Source organism: Lishizhenia tianjinensis, from assembly GCF_900116425.1.
Classification (GTDB): Bacteria; Bacteroidota; Bacteroidia; order Flavobacteriales_D; family Crocinitomicaceae; genus Lishizhenia; species Lishizhenia tianjinensis.
The window spans coordinates 1,366,628-1,384,571 of sequence record NZ_FPAS01000001.1; the positions used below are offsets into that span (position 1 = coordinate 1,366,628).

At 36.6% G+C, this 17,944-nt stretch carries 16 protein-coding genes; 11 read left to right on the forward strand and 5 right to left on the reverse strand.

What is annotated here, in order from left to right:
- Positions 1-12: 12 nt before the first annotated feature.
- From BM327_RS06280 to BM327_RS06310, 7 genes are all read left to right on the forward strand, one after another.
- Positions 13-339, forward strand: coding sequence for a DUF3276 family protein (locus BM327_RS06280; RefSeq protein ID WP_090247464.1), 327 nt, complete (start codon positions 13-15; stop codon positions 337-339).
- Between the two features lie 101 nt (positions 340-440).
- Positions 441-1,253, forward strand: coding sequence for a ParA family protein (locus tag BM327_RS06285; protein ID WP_090247465.1), 813 nt, complete (start codon positions 441-443; stop codon positions 1,251-1,253).
- Positions 1,243-2,145 carry a ParB/RepB/Spo0J family partition protein gene (locus tag BM327_RS06290; protein WP_090247466.1) on the forward strand — a complete coding sequence of 301 codons (903 nt, stop codon included), beginning with the start codon at positions 1,243-1,245 and terminating at the stop codon, positions 2,143-2,145. The genes BM327_RS06285 and BM327_RS06290 overlap by 11 nt, the downstream gene beginning before the upstream one ends.
- Position 2,146: 1 nt before the next feature.
- The gene (locus BM327_RS06295; protein ID WP_090247467.1) at positions 2,147-2,713 is read left to right on the forward strand and encodes a DUF5683 domain-containing protein; all 567 of its coding nucleotides are present in this window, start codon (positions 2,147-2,149) and stop codon (positions 2,711-2,713) included.
- Positions 2,714-2,761: 48 nt separating this feature from the next.
- Positions 2,762-3,517 (forward strand): 4-hydroxy-tetrahydrodipicolinate reductase, encoded by a 756-nt coding sequence (dapB, locus tag BM327_RS06300; protein WP_262987294.1) that lies wholly within the window; start codon positions 2,762-2,764, stop codon positions 3,515-3,517.
- Between the two features lie 3 nt (positions 3,518-3,520).
- A complete protein-coding gene (gene lepB, locus BM327_RS06305; RefSeq protein WP_090247469.1) occupies positions 3,521-5,416 on the forward strand; it encodes a signal peptidase I in 1,896 nt (631 codons plus the stop codon).
- Entirely contained in the window at positions 5,416-6,009 is a 594-nt protein-coding gene (locus BM327_RS06310; protein WP_090247470.1) for a WbqC family protein, read from the forward strand. The genes lepB and BM327_RS06310 overlap by 1 nt, the downstream gene beginning before the upstream one ends.
- Positions 6,010-6,868: 859 nt before the next feature.
- On the opposite strand, the gene BM327_RS06315 is transcribed toward BM327_RS06310, so the two are convergent.
- On the reverse strand, positions 6,869-8,242 hold the full coding sequence (locus BM327_RS06315; protein WP_090247471.1) for a hypothetical protein: 1,374 nt from the start codon (positions 8,240-8,242) through the stop codon (positions 6,869-6,871).
- A gap of 125 nt (positions 8,243-8,367) precedes the next feature.
- Between BM327_RS06315 and BM327_RS06320 the strand changes: the two genes are divergently transcribed.
- Positions 8,368-10,263: a RecQ family ATP-dependent DNA helicase gene (locus tag BM327_RS06320; RefSeq protein WP_090247472.1), complete on the forward strand. Its 1,896-nt coding sequence runs from the start codon at positions 8,368-8,370 to the stop codon at positions 10,261-10,263.
- Here the strand turns inward: BM327_RS06320 and BM327_RS06325 are convergent.
- Together BM327_RS06325 and BM327_RS06330 are read right to left on the reverse strand one after the other, a co-directional pair.
- Complete coding sequence (locus tag BM327_RS06325; protein ID WP_090247473.1) at positions 10,256-10,657, reverse strand: TerB family tellurite resistance protein; 402 nt, start codon at positions 10,655-10,657, stop codon at positions 10,256-10,258. The genes BM327_RS06320 and BM327_RS06325 overlap by 8 nt on opposite strands.
- Before the next feature lie 16 nt (positions 10,658-10,673).
- Positions 10,674-11,531, reverse strand: a complete 858-nt coding sequence (locus BM327_RS06330) for an alpha/beta hydrolase (RefSeq protein WP_090247474.1) — start codon at positions 11,529-11,531, stop codon at positions 10,674-10,676.
- Positions 11,532-11,745: 214 nt separating this feature from the next.
- On the opposite strand from BM327_RS06330, the gene BM327_RS06335 reads away from it, so the two are divergent.
- Together BM327_RS06335 and BM327_RS06340 are read left to right on the forward strand one after the other, a co-directional pair.
- A complete protein-coding gene (locus tag BM327_RS06335) occupies positions 11,746-12,555 on the forward strand; it encodes a universal stress protein (RefSeq protein ID WP_090247475.1) in 810 nt (269 codons plus the stop codon).
- A gap of 133 nt (positions 12,556-12,688) precedes the next feature.
- On the forward strand, positions 12,689-13,555 hold the full coding sequence (locus BM327_RS06340) for a cell envelope integrity TolA family protein (RefSeq protein WP_090247476.1): 867 nt from the start codon (positions 12,689-12,691) through the stop codon (positions 13,553-13,555).
- 129 nt (positions 13,556-13,684) lie between these two features.
- Here BM327_RS06340 and BM327_RS06345 read toward each other — a convergent pair whose 3' ends face one another.
- Positions 13,685-14,104 (reverse strand): TerB family tellurite resistance protein, encoded by a 420-nt coding sequence (locus BM327_RS06345; RefSeq protein WP_090247477.1) that lies wholly within the window; start codon positions 14,102-14,104, stop codon positions 13,685-13,687.
- 70 nt (positions 14,105-14,174) lie between these two features.
- Complete coding sequence (locus tag BM327_RS06350; RefSeq protein WP_090247478.1) at positions 14,175-17,048, reverse strand: AsmA-like C-terminal region-containing protein; 2,874 nt, start codon at positions 17,046-17,048, stop codon at positions 14,175-14,177.
- 83 nt (positions 17,049-17,131) lie between these two features.
- Here BM327_RS06350 and BM327_RS06355 point away from each other — a divergent pair, with 83 nt between their 5' ends.
- On the forward strand, positions 17,132-17,887 hold the full coding sequence (locus tag BM327_RS06355; RefSeq protein WP_139230277.1) for a hypothetical protein: 756 nt from the start codon (positions 17,132-17,134) through the stop codon (positions 17,885-17,887).
- The last annotated feature ends 57 nt before the right edge of the window (positions 17,888-17,944 follow it).

Sequence of the window (17,944 nt, forward strand, 5' to 3'; positions counted from 1 at the left end):
AACCAGGAGTTTATGGATGAAACAAACCGCAACGATCGTAATGAAGAAGTATTTTCTAAAGTCGTTAGAGCAGGTAAAAGAACCTATTTCTTTGATATTAAGTCGACTAGAGGAAACGACCTTTATTTAACCTTAACTGAAAGCAAAAAATCCATGGTCAATGGACGCATGAGTTTTCAAAAACACAAAATCTTTTTATACAAGGAGGATTTTGAAAAGTTTAGCGATGGACTTCAGGAAGTAATCGAAAAGATTGCCGAGTTGAAAGCTTCTGGAGCTTACAAAAATGAGGATGAAGAACAAGAGGAATACACCACTGTTAGCTTTGATGATTTATAGATATCAACAATAAATCAACATTGTCATAAGGAAAAATAAAGACGAGAATTCTTAATTTGAATCGAGGTTTAGAACTATCTTTACCTTGAAAATAAAACACTATGGGTAAAATTATTGCGATAGCTAATCAAAAGGGAGGAGTAGGAAAAACAACCACTGCAATTAACCTTGCAGGATGTTTAGGAGTGCTGGAATATAAAACATTGATAGTTGACGCCGACCCACAGGCCAATGCTACTTCTGGATTAGGTTTTGATCCAAAAAACAACAAGAACATATACGATTGTTTGGTCAATGAAACGCATCCAAGAGATGTAATCATGCAAACTCAAAATCCAAACTTAGACATCATTGCTTCGCACATCGATTTAGTAGGTGCGGAATTAGAAATGATTAACATGCCCAACAGAGAGCACATGATGCGTTTGGCGTTGGACAAAGTTAAAGACGAATACGATTTCATTATTATAGATTGTTCTCCTTCTCTAGGTTTAATTACCTTAAATGCACTTACTGCAGCTGATTCAGTAATGATTCCTGTACAGTGTGAGTACTTTGCCTTAGAGGGATTAGGTAAATTATTGAACACCATTAAAATTGTACAAGGAAGATTAAATACAGACTTAGAAATAGAAGGTATTTTATTAACGATGTACGATACGCGTTTACGTTTAGCCAACCAGGTAGTAGACGAAGTAAAAACGCACTTCCAAGAATTAGTTTTTGATACTGTAATTCACAGAAATACAAAGTTAGGAGAGGCTCCAAGTTTTGGGGAAACCATAGTAATGCACGACGCAACGAGTAAAGGTTCTATAAACTATCTTAACTTTGCACGAGAATTATTACAACGTAATAACGCAACGAAAGTAAACGAAGACGATAAAAAAATCACACTTGGAAATGAGCTCTAAAGCAAATAAAAAACCACCCTTAGGTAAAGGACTAGGGGCCTTGTTGCAAAGTTCAGCAACAGATATAACTTCATCAGACATTTCAGACAAATCGGTTTTAGGTGCAATTGCTATGCTTCCTATTTCTAGCATAGAAGCCAACCCTTTTAACCCGAGAACCCATTTCGAAGAGGACGCGCTTAATGAATTAAGTAAGTCTATTGGAGAACATGGAATTATTCAGCCCTTAACGGTTAGAAAATTAGGTAGAGATAAATACCAATTAATTTCTGGAGAGCGTAGATTTAGAGCTTCTCAATTAGCAGGATTAACAGAAGTCCCTGCTTACATTAGAGTTGCCAACGACCAAACCATGCTTGAAATGGCTTTGGTGGAAAACATTCAACGTGAAGATTTAAATGCCATAGAGGTTGCTTTATCTTACCAACGTTTGTTGGATGAATGTGATTTGACCCAAGAACAACTGAGTCAAAAAATTGCAAAAAGCAGATCTTCTATCACCAACCATTTGCGTTTACTAAAGCTTCCTGCTTTGGTTCAAAAAGGAGTAAGAGACAACCTTATTTCTATGGGACATGCAAGAGCCTTAGTTTCTGCAGGTGACGAAGGAACACAAATCGATTTATTCTACGCAATTATTGAGGAAGGATTATCGGTTAGAGCCTTAGAAAATTTAATCAAAGGAGAAGGTGACGTAGAAAAGGCAAAGCCAGCAGCTAAAGTAGAAGCTGCACCTATTAGCCAAATCCAAAACGACTTTAGATCTCACTTCGGCGACAAAGTAGCAGCTAAAGTTGAAATCAAAAAAACACCACAAGGAAGTGGTAAATTGGTGATCAATTTCAATTCTGAAACAGACTTGAATAGAATCATTGAAATCTTAAACAAATAAATTGAGAACCCCTCTTCTCATACTATTTATACTCATTGGAAGTTTAGCATGGTGTCAGAATAACGACACCATAGCTGAGCCTCTACCTACCAAAGACACCATACACTCACCAAGCAAAGCCATGAAATTAAGCGCTTTTGTTCCTGGTGCAGGTCAATTCTACAATCATTTTGCAAAACCCAAAGGTAAGCGTTATGCCTTCTTAAAGGTTCCTATAATCTACGCTGGTTTAGGATGGGCTGCTTACTCGGTTTTTTCGAATAGTGTAGAAGTAGATCGTACGCGTTTAGAATACTACCACAGACAAGAAAACCCTGGAACTATCAAATTTCCAGAATACACAATTTTTGACCAAACCAACTTAATCAACAGACACAACCTTTCTAAAAAGAACAGAGATTTAAGCATAGCTGCCTTTGTTTTAATTTGGGGATTAAATGTTTTAGACGCCGGCGTGGAGGCACATTTTGTAAATTTTGACGTGAGTCCTGACCTTTCGTTAAATTTAAGTCCTACCCTACTCAACAACTCCACTTACGGTGTGAGTTTAGCCTTTAATTTTCGTTAAAAAAGAACGTAAGTACCCAGTTTCTCTTATTTTTGCTTTGGAAATGAAATTGTTAAATCAGCAATTTTGCAAAGAAGATATTACATGAAAATAGCATTAGTAGGATACGGAAAAATGGGGAAAGCAATTGAAGAAATTGCTGTTGAAAGAGGACACGAAATTGTATTGCGATCGACTTCAAAAACTCCAATTACTCCAGATCAATTAAAAAACATTGATGCGGCCATCGAATTCAGTATCCCAGACACTGTGTTAAACAATGTAGATCTTTTATTGGATGCAGGCATCCCAACAGTGGTTGGTACAACAGGATGGAATCATGCTTTGGCAGCTGTTAGTCAAAAAGTAGCCAATAAAAATGGAGCTTTATTACATGCCAGTAACTTCAGTATAGGTGTAAACATCTTTTTTAAGGTCAACCAGTATTTGGCTAAAATCATGAACACTCAAGAGTCTTACGCTTGTGACATGACAGAAATCCACCACATGCAGAAATTAGACGCTCCGAGTGGAACAGCCATTACGCTTGCTGAACAAATCATAGCCAATCACGATGCCTACAATGCGCATTTCTGTGAGGAAAACAACGAAAAAGCTGTGGAGAACGGCATCAACATTACAGCCTTAAGAGAACCAGAAGTTCCGGGTACCCACATCATTAATTATACATCAGAAATCGATACGATTACTATAAAACACGAAGCACACAACCGCAAAGGTTTCGCATTAGGAGCTGTGGTTGCTGCAGAATGGATACACGATAAAAAAGGAGTATTCACCATGCAAGATGTGCTAAATTTCTAAACTATGTCAGCTTTATATTTTTACCTCTTCTTCATCGTCTACCCTATCTTGGCTATGTGGCCAAAAATCTTTAAAAAGGCAGGTAGACAAACTTGGGAGGCATTTGTACCGGGTTACAATTATGCCATTGCCAACAAAATTTCTGGTCAACCCTGGTGGTGGGCACTTTTCTTAATCATTCCGGGGATACATATTTTTATGTGGATGGTTATCAATGTCTCCTTGATTAGAAAATTCGGAAAAGTATCGGTTGTAGATACACTTCTTGGAATCTTTTTCCCTTTCGTTCCTATGTACCAGATTGCAGGAGACGAAAATGCAAAAGCAAATTACACTACAGATTGGGAGAACGCCAAACAAGTGGCTGAACGTACAGCTGGAGATCACATAGTTCTGTTTTTATCACTTCCAATTTTAGGTCATATTTTAGCCTATACCTTGGGAGCTGCTCAAAGCAAGAAAAAATCTAAAAAATCAAAAATCAAAGAATGGGGAGACACCGTGCTATTTGCACTAATTGCTGCCTCAGGTATTAGAACCTACGTTTTTGAACCTTTCCAAATCCCTACGGGATCTATGGAAAAAACTTTATTGGTGGGTGACTTCTTATTCGTTAACAAACTAGCGTACGGACCAAAAGTACCTGTTACACCGGTAAGTTTCCCATTGGTACATAACTTCATTCCTTATTTAAATATCAAGTCTTACGTGGGAGTTGAAAAACTCGAATATACAAGACTACCAGGTTTTACAGATGTTAACAGATATGATGTAGTAGTATTCAACTACCCTTCTGGAGATACTGCAGTTTATGACCCGCGTATGCCTTTTGGTTTAATGGGACATGATTATCACGGATTAATCATTGGAGAAGCGCAACACCAATTCCAATTGGCCAATCAAAATAACTTCAACAAGGTAAATGAACTGAAGAATAAATTAAGAGAACGTATTTATACAGATTCTACGATAACAAATCCAGATTCTCTTTACGATGCGAAGCTCGAAGAAATCAAATCGAAAGATTTCTATGTTGACTGGAGCACTTTCTTAGATGAATTAGAAAAATGGAAGGCTAAAGCACGTTACGAGTTTGCTGTAAACAAAAGAACCTACAATCAAGGTAGCTACGTTGACCATATGGGAGTGATTCCTCGTCCAGTTGACAAAAGAGAAAACTACATTAAAAGATGTGTAGGAATACCTGGTGATAGCCTGGAAGTGATCGATGCTCAATTGTATGTTAATGGTACTCCTGCACCTATATTTGAACATCAAAATTTACGTTATGAAGCGGATCGCAATCAATTGGCTTCTTTGGTTGGTTTAATGAACAGAATGGGTCTTGAAGAAAATAGAGATTATAGAGTTTCTTACGACGACCAAACAAAGGCTTTCCTTTTCTTAACCGCTGAAGAGCACAAAGAATTGAGTCAGCACATTACTCTAACACCGAAATTAGATGAAGATGTAGCTTACTACAAAAATTTCGATGACGTTGAAATGAAGATCAACAATTTAAGCTATTACCCAAAACATCCTGATGTTCACAACACGTCTACAAATTTCCAAAAGTTCTACATTCCTAGAAAAGGAGATAAAATTCAGCTTACACGTAAGAATGTGATTTGGTACAAACGAGTAATTACAGCGTATGAAGGTCATACCTTTGAAGAAAAGGACGGTCAATACTACATTGACGGTGAATTAGCGAACGATTACACTTTTGAGATGAATTACTATTGGATGATGGGAGATAACAGATACAATTCTGCAGACTCAAGAGTTTGGGGATTTGTACCAGAAGACCACATCGTAGGTAAAGCTTCTTTAGTATGGTTGTCTAAAAATCCAAATGGAGGATTTAGAACAGAAAGATTTTTCACTTGGATTAAATAATGTACAGTACCACAGTTTATTTCGGAAACATTGCCTACTGGAAAGAACAAGCCCAGGTGGGTAAAATCTGTCTCGACTACAAGGACGTCTACAAAAAGCAGAGTTTTAGGAATAGACAAGAAATACTAAGTGCTAACGGTAAACAGGCACTGAGTATACCGGTTATTCGTCCAAATGGCTCTAACACTCTGAGTAAAGATGTTCGCATTAGTGATGCTGAAAACTGGCAAAAAGACCATTGGAAAGCCATAGAAAGTGCCTATAAACACGCGCCGTATTTTTGGTACTACGGAGATCAGGTAAAGGATTTAATTTTTCAAGAAGAAAAAAGTTTAGTGGAGTTCAATAAGAATATTCAACAAGCAATCATTGAGTTTCTTTCTTTAGAATTAGAAATTACGCTTGAAAATGATGCTCCAAACATTGAGAACATGGAAGATCCTCGGGTCTTTTTAAACGATAAAAAGAATAAAATTAATACCCCACCCTATATTCAGGTATTTTCAGACAAGTTAACTTTTGAGCCCAATCTATCTGTGTTAGACGCACTTATGAACCTTGGGCCAATGTCACGCATGTTAATTATTTCTTAAAATTGATTTTACATTTGGTCAAATCATAAAAAAGACTTATTTTAGTACTGATTTAGGTGGTTAGGTTAGGTTGATTAGTAAATGAGAAGTGGACGCCCGTCTGCTTCTCATTTGCATTTTTAGACCTTTCGTTTTTTCCGTCGAATTAGCAATCCAAGATTTACTAGAAATAAAATAGAACTAACTCGTCTAAGATTAGATATTTAAATTATCTTTGTAACGATTTAGGTGGTTAGGTTAGGTTGATTAGAAAATGAGAAGTGGACGCCCGTCTGCTTCTCATTTTCATTTTTAGGACCTTTCATTTTCTCCTCTCCCCTCTTTAACTAGAAAATTTTGTACAAGCACACGTGATGAAAAAAGCTTCACCCTGTGGCTAATAAATATTATGCACGCTTAAAAAGCATTCATCGACAAAAACTTGTTATTTACATACAGAAAATAGATACTCATATAATTTACTTTGTCAAGTTTAAATACTAATGTATCTTTGAACTGATTTAGGTGGTTAGGTTAGGTTGATTAGAAAAGGAGAAATGGACGCCCGTCTGTTTCTCCTTTTCATTTTTAAGTACTTTCCTTTCGTAAGAAACCACTTTCATGTTATCCTACTATTTCCCGCATATCAAGTAAAGTTTGTCTAAATAAAATATTTACCACAACTATATTATGCGTACCCAATAATCATTCATCGATAAAAAATGTCCTTTACCCGATGAAAATATGAATCTCGTATAATTTTCCTTGTACAAGCTTAAAATCTGACGTATCTTTGAACTGATTTAGGTGGTTAGGTTAGGTTGATTAGAAAAGGAGAAATGGACGCCCGTCTGTTTCTCCTTTTCATTTTAAGTCCTTTCTAATTCATCACTTGATCTCCATTCAATACTTTGGCCGCTTCAAAATCAAAAATAAGATCCTCTTCATAAAGAAATTTCTTTTGTGTAGATTCAAAAGGTCTATACACGTAATAAATTTTATTATCTCTTATTTCTAATTTGTCTACATATCTAAAATGCAATTTCTGACTACGTAAAGCCTCACCTGTATTCGGATCTATCCATTTAATGTAGGTATATCCCATTTTTTCATAAACACTATAAATTTGTCCGGTAACATGGTCTTGTAAGAGTAACTTCTCCCAACCTGTTCTGCGTTCATCTAAATGATAATAGATATTCATACTATCGAGCTTCTCCCCATCATCATTTAATACAAACATATATTCTTTGTAATGGTCAAAAACAAACAAACTATCGTTACGCATAAACATGGGAGCATATATCTCTTCGTAATAAATACTTTGTGTAAAATAATTGGCTCCTACCCAGATACGCTTATCAATACCTGTTTTCGATTCCATTTCCATGGCCCATAATTTAGTTCTTACGTCTACCCATAAATATTCAGAAGTATAAAGATCCATCATCAATTCATCCTCTATGTTTAGGAGGTGCTTATACGTCGTATCTATCTTGTCTACATACATATAATCCATGGCCGGGAAATCGGGGTTATAATTAGAGAAATACATTTTGGTTTGCAGTGTATCCACTATGGGCGAGATGTATTTAAAATAGTATGACTTATCAATGGCTCCCAATTTCAAAGCATCATATTCATCCACATAAACAGTATACATGATTTTTGCACATTGTATATGCACATTACCACGGAAATCTCTGATGAGTTTTTCCGCTTTATTGGGCACCCTAAGCGTACTTAAAATTTCTCCGTTTTCATAAAGCATAATCTGACTCCCTTTTTTCAATTTCTTTTCATAGGCCAAAAGAATAATTCTGTTCTTCCCTATTAATTCAAAATCAGCAACGCTCAATTCTTTTGAACCAAAAACGGTATCGGGGAGTTTATTCGAAAAAATGGTTACCCCCTCCTGAGAAAGTCCGTCGAACTCACAATCTATGCGCAATAAAAGGGTATCATCGTGGACCATTTTGAGTGATTTATCAAAACTGGTAAACAATGTATCTTTAAAAATGTAATGCTCTATGCTTAAAGAAATCAAATCCTCTTTTGACTGTATATTAAAGTAAGCAAATCCCTCGGCGTTAGAACTCGTTTGGATTTTTTCATTTTTCAAACTCAATAGCAGGTTTGCATTTTTCACTTTGCTGTCTGTATCCGTATCGTACAACTCAACTTTTAAGGTGATGTTTTGTGCGTAACTCGCGAAAGTCAACAAAAACAAAAAGAAGGGAATAGCGTTTCTCATGGTTAATTTGTTTGAAGTTTCTATTTTAAGAATGCCTAGAAATGCTAGATTCCATAAAATCTAGACAAAGATTCTAAAAATTAATTAGTCAATCGCATATATTCATAAATTTGAGCGATACAAGGATGAGTAAAAGTTTAGAGATACTAAGTAAATATTGGGGATACGATGGTTTTCGTGGAAAGCAGGAGGATATCATCAATAGCGCCATTTATGGTCATGACACTTTAGCACTTTTACCAACGGGTGGTGGTAAATCCATTTGCTATCAAATAGCAGGACTAGCTCGTGAAGGCATATGTATTGTGGTTTCTCCTTTGATTGCCTTAATGCAGGATCAAGTAGATAATCTAAAAGCCAGAGGAATAAAAGCCAAGGCTATCATTTCGGGGATGTCGAAGCGAGAAATTGACATTACTTTGGACAATGCAAAATTTGGAGGATTAAATTTTTTGTATGTTTCTCCAGAACGTTTAAAGTCCAAACTCTTTCTCACGCGCTTTCAGCAAATGAATGTTTCATTAATTGCCATAGATGAAGCGCACTGTATTTCTCAATGGGGACATGATTTTAGACCCTCCTACAGAGAAATAGCTAAAATACGTGAATACCATCCCAACGTACCCATGATGGCCTTAACTGCAACGGCTACACCAGAGGTAAAAGAAGATATCATTACTCAACTCGGCTTAAGAAATTTAAAATACTTTGAAGGGAGTTTTACCCGAGATAACATCAGTTACGAAATATATAAATCAGAAAACAAGTTAAAAGACTTGCTCGCGCTGGTTGACAAATTCAAAGGGCATACAGGCATCATTTACTGCCAAACCCGCAAAGATTGTAAGCACATTGCAAAACTTCTACTCTCTTACAAACACTTGGTGGGAATATACCATGGAGGTATGGACGGTGATAAAAGAAATGAAAGCTTACAAGCATGGTTGAGTAACCACATTCGAATAATGGTTGCCACCAATGCATTCGGAATGGGAATAGACAAACCCGACGTTCGCTTTGTTGCCCATTATCAAATTCCAAATTCCATAGAGGCCTACTTTCAAGAAGCAGGACGAGCAGGAAGAGATGGAAAAAAATCGAGAACCTTTGCCTTATACGAGGATGAAGACTTACTACTCATGCGCAAACAACTCGAACAACAATTCCCACCTATCGATGATGTAAAATTGATGTATAGAGCGGTATGTAACTTCTTAAAAATTGCCATAGGCTCTGGAAAGGACGAAACCTATCCTTTTGACTTAAGAGAGTTCGCGAGTAAATTTAAATTGAACGTTGTGGAAGCCTACAACGCTTTGAAAATACTCGAGCTCAATGATGATATTGTTTTGAATGAAGCCATTCATCACCCTACTCGATTGAAGTTTGTAATTTCCAATGCTGGCGCCTACAGTTTTCAAATTAAACATGATAACTACTCCGGACTTATAACTTGGTTAAGCAGAAGTTATGCGGGTATTTTTAGTGAATTTGCCACTATACGCGAAAAAGACTTGAGTAAAAGATTGAGAATTACTGAAAAAGAACTGGACAGACAATTAAAGTTTTTAGAGAATAATGGTGTGGTAGAAATTCAATGGCGTAGTGATTTGCCTCAAATTTCATTTACCCATGAACGCTTGCCAGATGACTACCTTCGCATTAAAAAGGAAGCTTATCAAAACAGAAAAGACATCGCCTTCAACAAATTAAAAGCGATGACAGAATTATTAAAAACTACGCGCTGCAGAACTCAGTTTATACTCGCTTACTTTGGTCAAAGCTCTGAAGCCTGTGGAACCTGTGATGTTTGTAGATCTGAAGCCAATTCGGAATACACACATGAACAACTAAAGGCAGCCATTCTGGATCTTTTAAATAATGGCCATCTTAGCCTAGATCAGCTCAAATCAGAACTCAATATTCGCGATAAAAAACAATTAACGCGCGTGGTAGATCATTTACTTGATGAAGAAATCATTCACTACAACGTAGCCAACAACCTTCTTTTACTTAATTAAAATTCTCTTTAAAAATTGAAAGGAGTATTTCTGGCGGAACTACTTTATTTGGGTAATTAGACATTACAGCCAAAACTTTTTGAACAGACATAGGATTGAGTCCCATACGCAATGCAACTTCCTTTAAAAAACCAACTTCCTCTTCTCCGGTTTCTGCATCTATATTCATCAACAAAACCAAACGATGAAATTGAAGGATACGCTCCACCTCTCCCTTCGGGTAATTGCCAGGACGCTTAGCATTTGCAGCGGCAATATAATCTTCCGGACTTAGGTTTAATCGTTGCGCGATTATCGTTAAAAAATCCTCTTCAACTTCTTTCATTTCCTTATCTACTCTAGCTAGGTCGATAAGGTCTGATAACAACTGTAATTTCTCTGCTTTCTTATCCATCCCGATAAAAATAGCATTATTCCACTATTTCTGCTTCTACCGGTTCTAAAACAAAATCCATCGTTGCACGAAGTACTTCTGGGTTCGTTAACATGCGATAATGTCCTATATTCTCAAAGGCTATAAGTTTACTATCGTGCGCTGACGCATGAACACGCTCTGAGTTATCAAAAGGAATTACCTTATCGAATTTATCGTGAATAAAAAGTGCTTTGTTGTAATCCACTTTTTCCAACTTGCGTTGAACCGTAATCTCTTTCACATCTTCTTTCACCAATTTCGTAGCCTCTGCGTAAACCTGATCAAGGGTTTTATCATTCAAACCAAACAAGCCGGCTAGTTCAGAAAACATCATTTCTATAGACTCAGGTACGGTTAAAAACACTAGGTGCTTTGCATTGACTTGCATTTCGCTCAATCCGTAAGCCGTAACTGCCGAACCGAAAGAATGCGCAACAAAAGACAAATTACTTTTATCATCTATACACTCCACTACGCGCTTAAAACGTTCTTTAGAAGCATACAAATTCGTTTTACTCAATTTAGATTTACCGTGGGCCGGAAGGTTAAAAGCATAAAAACGAATACCGGCATTATTCAATGCATTGGCAACCTCTTGTAAAGCCGCCAAATTAGAATTCCATCCATGAACCAACACCACCTTTTGATCGGAGTCAAGATTATTTGTAATCACAGGAAAACTTTCCTTTTCATCTTCTAAAATGATAGTTTGAAAAGCATCATAAAAGTTTTTTTCTCGTTCCCTAATCGTTTTTCTATTGGTGATTTGAAAAATATCAAAGGCTTTTTTCCCCGCAAGTCGAGACGAAAATATTTGGAGAAATTGTAAGTAAAACTTTATTAATTTGATCATATTATTTATTATGCATACACAGTTGCAAATATACAATGCTTTTTTGCGTTTAATAAGAAGTGCAAAGAAATAATGAAGTTTTACCAACAAGATAACAATTATTACGTTTAGTTTGCTAGGTAAAATTGTAACTTATTAAGACTGGAGTCTTTATATTTTATGATGGCTTTAAAGCCTAATAATACTTACATTTGAATAAAATTTGAACCCCCTTATGAGCGCAAATTTATACATAGTTCCGCACGACTTAACAGAACTAGGTGACAAGACACTAGAAAACACTATACTACTTGGGCGAAGAAGACACACGGCCATTCTACTCTTACACCTTGTGGACAAGGAATCAAAAATTGCAAAAGCGAAAGCACATTTAGAAAAGGTTGTTGCCAATTCCATTTGGGAAGAAGGTGACCCTGAAATTGAAATAGAAGTAACCGTTGGAAACATCTTCGACGACATCGGCAGAATTTCGGAAGAAAAAGATGCGCGATTGGTTGTTATGGGAACACATGGTGCGAAAGGAATGCAAAAAATATTAGGTAGTTACGCTATTAAAGTAATTACTTCAACATCTACTCCTTTCTTGGTAGTACAAGACAGGGTGATTTACGAGCCGATTACCAAAATCGTAGTTCCTATAGATTTAACCAAAGAAAGCTTACAAATCATTAATTACGCGGCTGACTTGGCTTTTATGTTTGATGCAGAGGTTCATATTGTTGGGGAAAAACAAACGGATGCTCGTTTAGCAAATCAGATAAAAATTAGAATTGCTTTGGTAAAGAAAGAGTACGAGGAGAAAAACGTTAAAAACGTAATTACTTTGCTCGGCGGATCTGGTTCTTTCCAAAAGAAGGTTGTGAATTATGCCAAAGAAGTAAATGCTGAAATGTTTGCATTAGCTTATCACTCAGAAAGTTTACTTCCTCAATTTGATGGCTTTGCGCAAACTTTAATTACGAACGCAGACAAAAAACCTTGTTTGATTATCAATTCAGAAGAAGTTTCTAATAGCTATTTCTAAAGCTCACAAATACGTATAAATCCTCCGGTTCGCTGGGGGATTTTTTTTGCTCCAAACTTTAGGACTTTAAGCACCGAAAAATTACCTTCCAAATTATGACTTTTCGTATATATTTGTAAAAAACACAAGTAAAATGCGCTTAGGACAGTTAGCCCGTAGATTAAGTATCAAAACAGATAAAATTGTAAAATTCCTAGAGGAAACGAAGGATACTAAAATCGGCGAACATCCTAATACAAAAATTCCTGACGAATTCGTAGACGACGTTATTAATCACTTCAAACCTGAACCGATTAAGGAAATGGTAGCAGCTCTGAACGAAATTCCCGAAGAGTCCCTTCAGGAAAATCTTGTTGAAGAAAATCTTGAACCAAAAGAAGAGCAAGAAATTGAAGTAGAAAACAAAGCGCCTCTTGAAATTATAGCAGAACAAGAAGAACCTCTTAACGATACAAGCGATGAGTCTGCGGAAAATCCCCATTCTGAAAATACAACTCCAACAGAAAATAACCCAGAAGAGGAAAGTCCATTAGAAGAAGAAGAATTAAACATCGTGGATGGAGTAATTAAAGCTCCGAAGCAAGAACTTGGTGGAGTAAAAGTGATCGGTAAGATAGATTTACCTGAACCTAAGGTAGAAACCCCAGAAGAGGCTATTTCTTCAGAAGAAACTCCTACAACTGAGCGCAGTGAGGAAGTTGAGGTGACCAAGGTAAAAAAACAGGTAAAACGCAAAACTCCAGAGCAAAAGCGCAAGCAACAGCAAGAAAGAAGACGCAAACAAGAACTAGCTGAGCAGAAAGCAAAAGAAGAGCGCAAAAAGGAAATTGAGCAACAAAAGCGAAAAGAGCACTATTTAAAGCAGTTGGAAGAACAAAAGGCTAAAGCTCCTGCAAAAAAGAAAAAGAAGGCTAAATCCCAACCAAAGAAAAAAGTAAAACAAGAAGCTCCAAAAGGAATTTGGAAGAAATTCTTGTATTGGTTGAATGATAAAAATTAGATTTTAGATCGTTAGACCTTGAGACTTTTAGACAACCTAGCAATTTAAGTTCTCGAAAGATAACACGACATTATACAAACAAAAAAGGCTGCCTAACGGCAGCCTTTTTTAATTCTATCTTGAATCAGTTTATAAAACCTTATCCAATACTTCACTTCTTGATTTTCCGTCTAACAAGTGCTTTAAGATAAGCTCAAATTTCTCGTCCATGCTCTCTTCTGTAAATCCTAGAGCAATTCCGTATTTTCTCACCAATTTCAATTCGTTTGCATCAGCATGACCGTTGATAGCAACCATCTGCATCAATTGAATAAAACGCTCGTATCTCTCTTCTCTTGTTGTAGGTGCAACGGTAGGGAAGTTAGCCGGATTTGCTTTAATCTCTGCAACTTGATCTGTTGTTAATCCAATTCTTGAAGCAATTCTATCTAAAAGTGCTTGCTCTTGGTCATCAATACCACCATCGGCACAAGCTATCAATAAAAGGTTTCTGTAATGTCCTCTGTATTTTGCTTTCTCTCCTGATTCAAATAATGCAGAAAATCCCATAATATTAGTTTTAAGTTTTCGCCGTGAAAATAATTCATTTTTTTAATACTTCACCCTTAGTTGTCACTTTCTAAAGGGCATCCACTCTTTTTTGTGCATCTGCGATTACTTTATCGGCCTTAGCATTCGCTTCATTCTCAACTTTAATTGCACGTTCTTCAGCCTCCTTTTTTAATTTATTTCCAGCTACTTCCGCAGCTTTCTTTTTCAAGGGATTAGAACCTGCTTCATCCATTAATTTCTGAGCTCCCTTTTCAGCTTCTGCTCTTATGGCATCTGCTGCTTTTTTACCTTCGGCTCTAAATTTATTCGCATTGCGTTCTGCCTCAGCCATTATCTCTTTTTTCTTGGCTTCTTTTGCGGCACCTAAATCTTCTTTGGCCTTATCTATCGTTGCATTTACGGTGTCTTTCACATTTTGTACACCTTCATCTACTAGGTTTTTAACGCCATCCTTAATACCACCTCCTTGTTCAAGCAAAGCTTCTTTTAAATTAGAAGTTACTTTAGGATCTGTAATCTTATTGCCTATTAATGCAGTAACAGGTAATTGATCTGGTAATCCATCCATCTTAAACCCTGGAATTTTGTTGGCTTGAGCTATGGCCTTTTCTGCAGCATCTACGGCAGACTTAGGAATCAAGGCCTTCGGGATCAGCATCTTTAAGGTATAATCTATATCTTGTTCCAAAGATGTGGTTCCTTCTACATCGGCAGTAATACCCTGACCTAAATTCAGTTTAAATGGTTTCACACTCAATTTACCATCCTCCACAGCAAAGTAAGCTTTGATATCTTTAAACTCTCTGTTGTCAAGGTTTGATATACTCAACACATTTTCCATTTTCTGCAATGCCTTGAATCCAGAAACTTTCACAGCTTGTGTAAATAAATCACCATTGGCTGTTAAAGAGGTAAAGTCTGGTGTAAAGTCAGCATTTAAATTTGTCGACATAGAAAAATTAGAACTGATCAATCCTTGTGCATATTTCGCAATAGGAGCCATTTGTTCTATGGTCATAAAGTTTTTCGTCAACTCCTGAATATTTAAATTCTTTAGATCATAAGCAAAATCTAATTTAGGAGTTGTATGATCTTGCGTGTTATACGTACCATTCAATAATACTCCACCCCCAAGGGCATCCATCTTTAAATTAGAAATACTTGCCTTTTCATCGCGTAATACTACATCACCCGTAACATTATTTATTTCCATTCCATCATAGATCAACTTGTTGATTTTAGCATTCAATACAAAATCTATATTTCCTGGAACCAAGATAACTTCATCGCTAGAGCTTTCTGTGGTGGTCTCTTCTTCTGTACTTGCAACTTCTTCTGATGCTGGCATTAAATCATCCATATCCAAAAGATTAGAAGAGTAGTTAAAAGTACCTTTCAAAGGTTCGTCTTTTAATGCATACGCCAAGTAATTGTCTACCGTACCCGAAGCATTGAAGTCACTTTTACCCATTTTCGCTTTTAAATCCGTAAGTTTCATATCCTGTGGCGTAAAAGCAAAGGCCAAGTTTTCAACTTCAACAGCTTGTGGTAAATCAGGAGATTTGTATAACACATCTTTCAAACTTAAATTTCCAGACGCCTTAAATTCATCATACGCCTCTTTTTCTATACTCGAATATCTACCCTCTAAGGCAAGATCAGACTTCAATTGTCCGTTGTAACTTTCGCCTTCTGCTAGAGGCATTACTTGACCTAAGGTAGCTAAATCCACATCTGCAAATACCCCTGCTTTGATGTAAGGATCTGTCATAGTATTGCGCAATTTCATGTTTGCATCCAATGAATTTCCCGCAAACTTTGCTGTAAACTTATTGATGTCCAAGGTCATTTTATCCAAATCCGCTCCTCCAGCAAACTTGGTATTTAAGTCTATATTAATGTTATCAATACCTTGAGGTAAATCTGGATAATTAATAGAGGCATTGTCCACCTTCATATCTATATCCCAACCGGGCATGTTTACCTCATCCATAGTTCCTTTTACCCAGGCATTCAACGCTAACTTTCCACCTGTTGCCATGCTTTCATAACCTGTTGTATAAAAGGCCGGTATTAAAGAAAGAAGATCTTTGAATTTTGTTTCGGCAGTAATTAATTTAATGTCCATTTCATCTCTACCTTCCAACATTGCGTAGTAACCATCTAAGCTTGCTTTTAAAGCATTCAACTCAAACTGATTCTCAGTAAAAGTAAACTTCATGGTTTCATCTGTCATCTCCATAAGCATGCCTACATCCATTTTAGTGGCAACTTTTGAAAGATAATCTATACCGTCGTAGTTAAAAGTTAAGGATTTCATATCTGCCTTGGTATTTACCTCATAGGCCTCGTTTACAATACCAACGTCTCCAGATAAATTCAACGCTAACAATTCCATCATCATATCACCTGCTTTATCAGCATAGATAATATCCCCCTCATTAATGGTAAACTCCTTCAATTTAAAAACAAAATTTGAAGCAGTATCTGCAGGATTTTCAGCCGCCACCACAGAATCAGGTTTCATGATATCATAATTCGCCAAGCCATTTTCCAAAACTTGCACGTTTACTTTGGGCTGATCTATGGCTATACCTTCCACTTCAATTTTATCTCCAGAAATTACACTCCAGAAATTTACTTTGGCCTCTAGGTTATTTACATTTACCAGTTCAACACCCTCAAAGGCATCTTTTCCTGTAAGCTTCAAGCCTTCAAGTTGTATACTCATTTTTGGAAAACTCGAAATAAAGGTTAAATCAAAATCCTTTAAATCCACTTTCGCCAGCAAATATTTATCGGCTTCCTTCAAGGCCATATCCTTCAATTCATCTTTGAAGAAATAAGGAATAGCTATCAAAGCAATTGTGAGTAAAAACAGAAGCGCAGCAATTCCTCTAAAAATGCGCGCAATTACACTTCTTTTCTTCTTTTTTGTCATGTTTTGTCTGTAATAATGTGGTTATTTTTATTTTACTTTCCTCGCGTATTGTGAGTATACGGCTTAATTTTTATCTTTCCAATATGAATTCGAAATTAATGACTTTAAAACATTTTAACGTAATCGCTTTGTTATTATTTGCAAATTTCTCTTGGGGGCAAATTAGCACAGGAGGAAATGTTATCAAAGACCCGAGAAAGCAAGCGCTACCTGAACGTAGAGTAGATACAACCAATACAGAATTTTACTTTCAATTTTCTCCCCAATACACCTTTAGAACCCTTGAATCATCTCCCGCTCCTTTTGGTAAAGACCTCGGAGTAAGGGCCAATGAATACGCATTGTGGGCCAACTCTGTATCGGTTGGACTTCGCAATAAAATTCACAACAAATTCTACTTTGATTTTGGAATCGGATTTTCCTCCAATAAAGAAGGAAATAAATACGACAGTAACGACACCTCTTTTGTAACCTCAAGAAGTTATAGACACTTTGCAGTGCCGATTAAATTTAGCTACATAACAGGAGGAGATATTTCATTTCACGCGAGCATAGGTGCCACACCTAAGGCCTTTTTTAACGTGATGTATTTAGAAGAATATACCTTTCAAAATGCACCAAGGAACAGAGAGCTTGTAGAAGACCAAGGGTATACATCATTTTTGTTAGACCTAACGGCCGCCGCAGGATTTCGTTTACGCATGAGCGACAGCTTTGGTATTTATGCAGGTGTAGAAGGAAGAAGACAATTGAACAGCAATTATTCTGTACAATCTCCCTACATAAGAAAAGCCTATGCCTTAGGTTTTAATTTAGGACTCTACATTCCAATACAATAGTAGAACAGCTGACAACTACGGACATTTTACGGACTTGTGGGCAAAAGCACTTCACAG

Bases quoted from the DNA above. Each gene is read 5' to 3' on its own strand.
- BM327_RS06280 (WP_090247464.1), top strand. From the start codon at position 13: ATGGATGAAACAAACCGCAACGATCGTAATGAAGAAGTATTTTCTAAA.
- BM327_RS06285 (WP_090247465.1), top strand. From the start codon at position 441: ATGGGTAAAATTATTGCGATAGCTAATCAAAAGGGAGGAGTAGGAAAA.
- BM327_RS06290 (WP_090247466.1), top strand. From the start codon at position 1,243: ATGAGCTCTAAAGCAAATAAAAAACCACCCTTAGGTAAAGGACTAGGG.
- lepB (WP_090247469.1), top strand. From the start codon at position 3,521: ATGTCAGCTTTATATTTTTACCTCTTCTTCATCGTCTACCCTATCTTG.
- BM327_RS06310 (WP_090247470.1), top strand. From the start codon at position 5,416: ATGTACAGTACCACAGTTTATTTCGGAAACATTGCCTACTGGAAAGAA.
- BM327_RS06315 (WP_090247471.1), bottom strand. From the start codon at position 8,242: ATGAGAAACGCTATTCCCTTCTTTTTGTTTTTGTTGACTTTCGCGAGT.
- BM327_RS06320 (WP_090247472.1), top strand. From the start codon at position 8,368: ATGAGTAAAAGTTTAGAGATACTAAGTAAATATTGGGGATACGATGGT.
- BM327_RS06325 (WP_090247473.1), bottom strand. From the start codon at position 10,657: ATGGATAAGAAAGCAGAGAAATTACAGTTGTTATCAGACCTTATCGAC.
- BM327_RS06330 (WP_090247474.1), bottom strand. From the start codon at position 11,531: ATGATCAAATTAATAAAGTTTTACTTACAATTTCTCCAAATATTTTCG.
- BM327_RS06335 (WP_090247475.1), top strand. From the start codon at position 11,746: ATGAGCGCAAATTTATACATAGTTCCGCACGACTTAACAGAACTAGGT.
- BM327_RS06340 (WP_090247476.1), top strand. From the start codon at position 12,689: ATGCGCTTAGGACAGTTAGCCCGTAGATTAAGTATCAAAACAGATAAA.
- BM327_RS06345 (WP_090247477.1), bottom strand. From the start codon at position 14,104: ATGGGATTTTCTGCATTATTTGAATCAGGAGAGAAAGCAAAATACAGA.
- BM327_RS06350 (WP_090247478.1), bottom strand. From the start codon at position 17,048: ATGACAAAAAAGAAGAAAAGAAGTGTAATTGCGCGCATTTTTAGAGGA.
- BM327_RS06355 (WP_139230277.1), top strand. From the start codon at position 17,132: ATGAATTCGAAATTAATGACTTTAAAACATTTTAACGTAATCGCTTTG.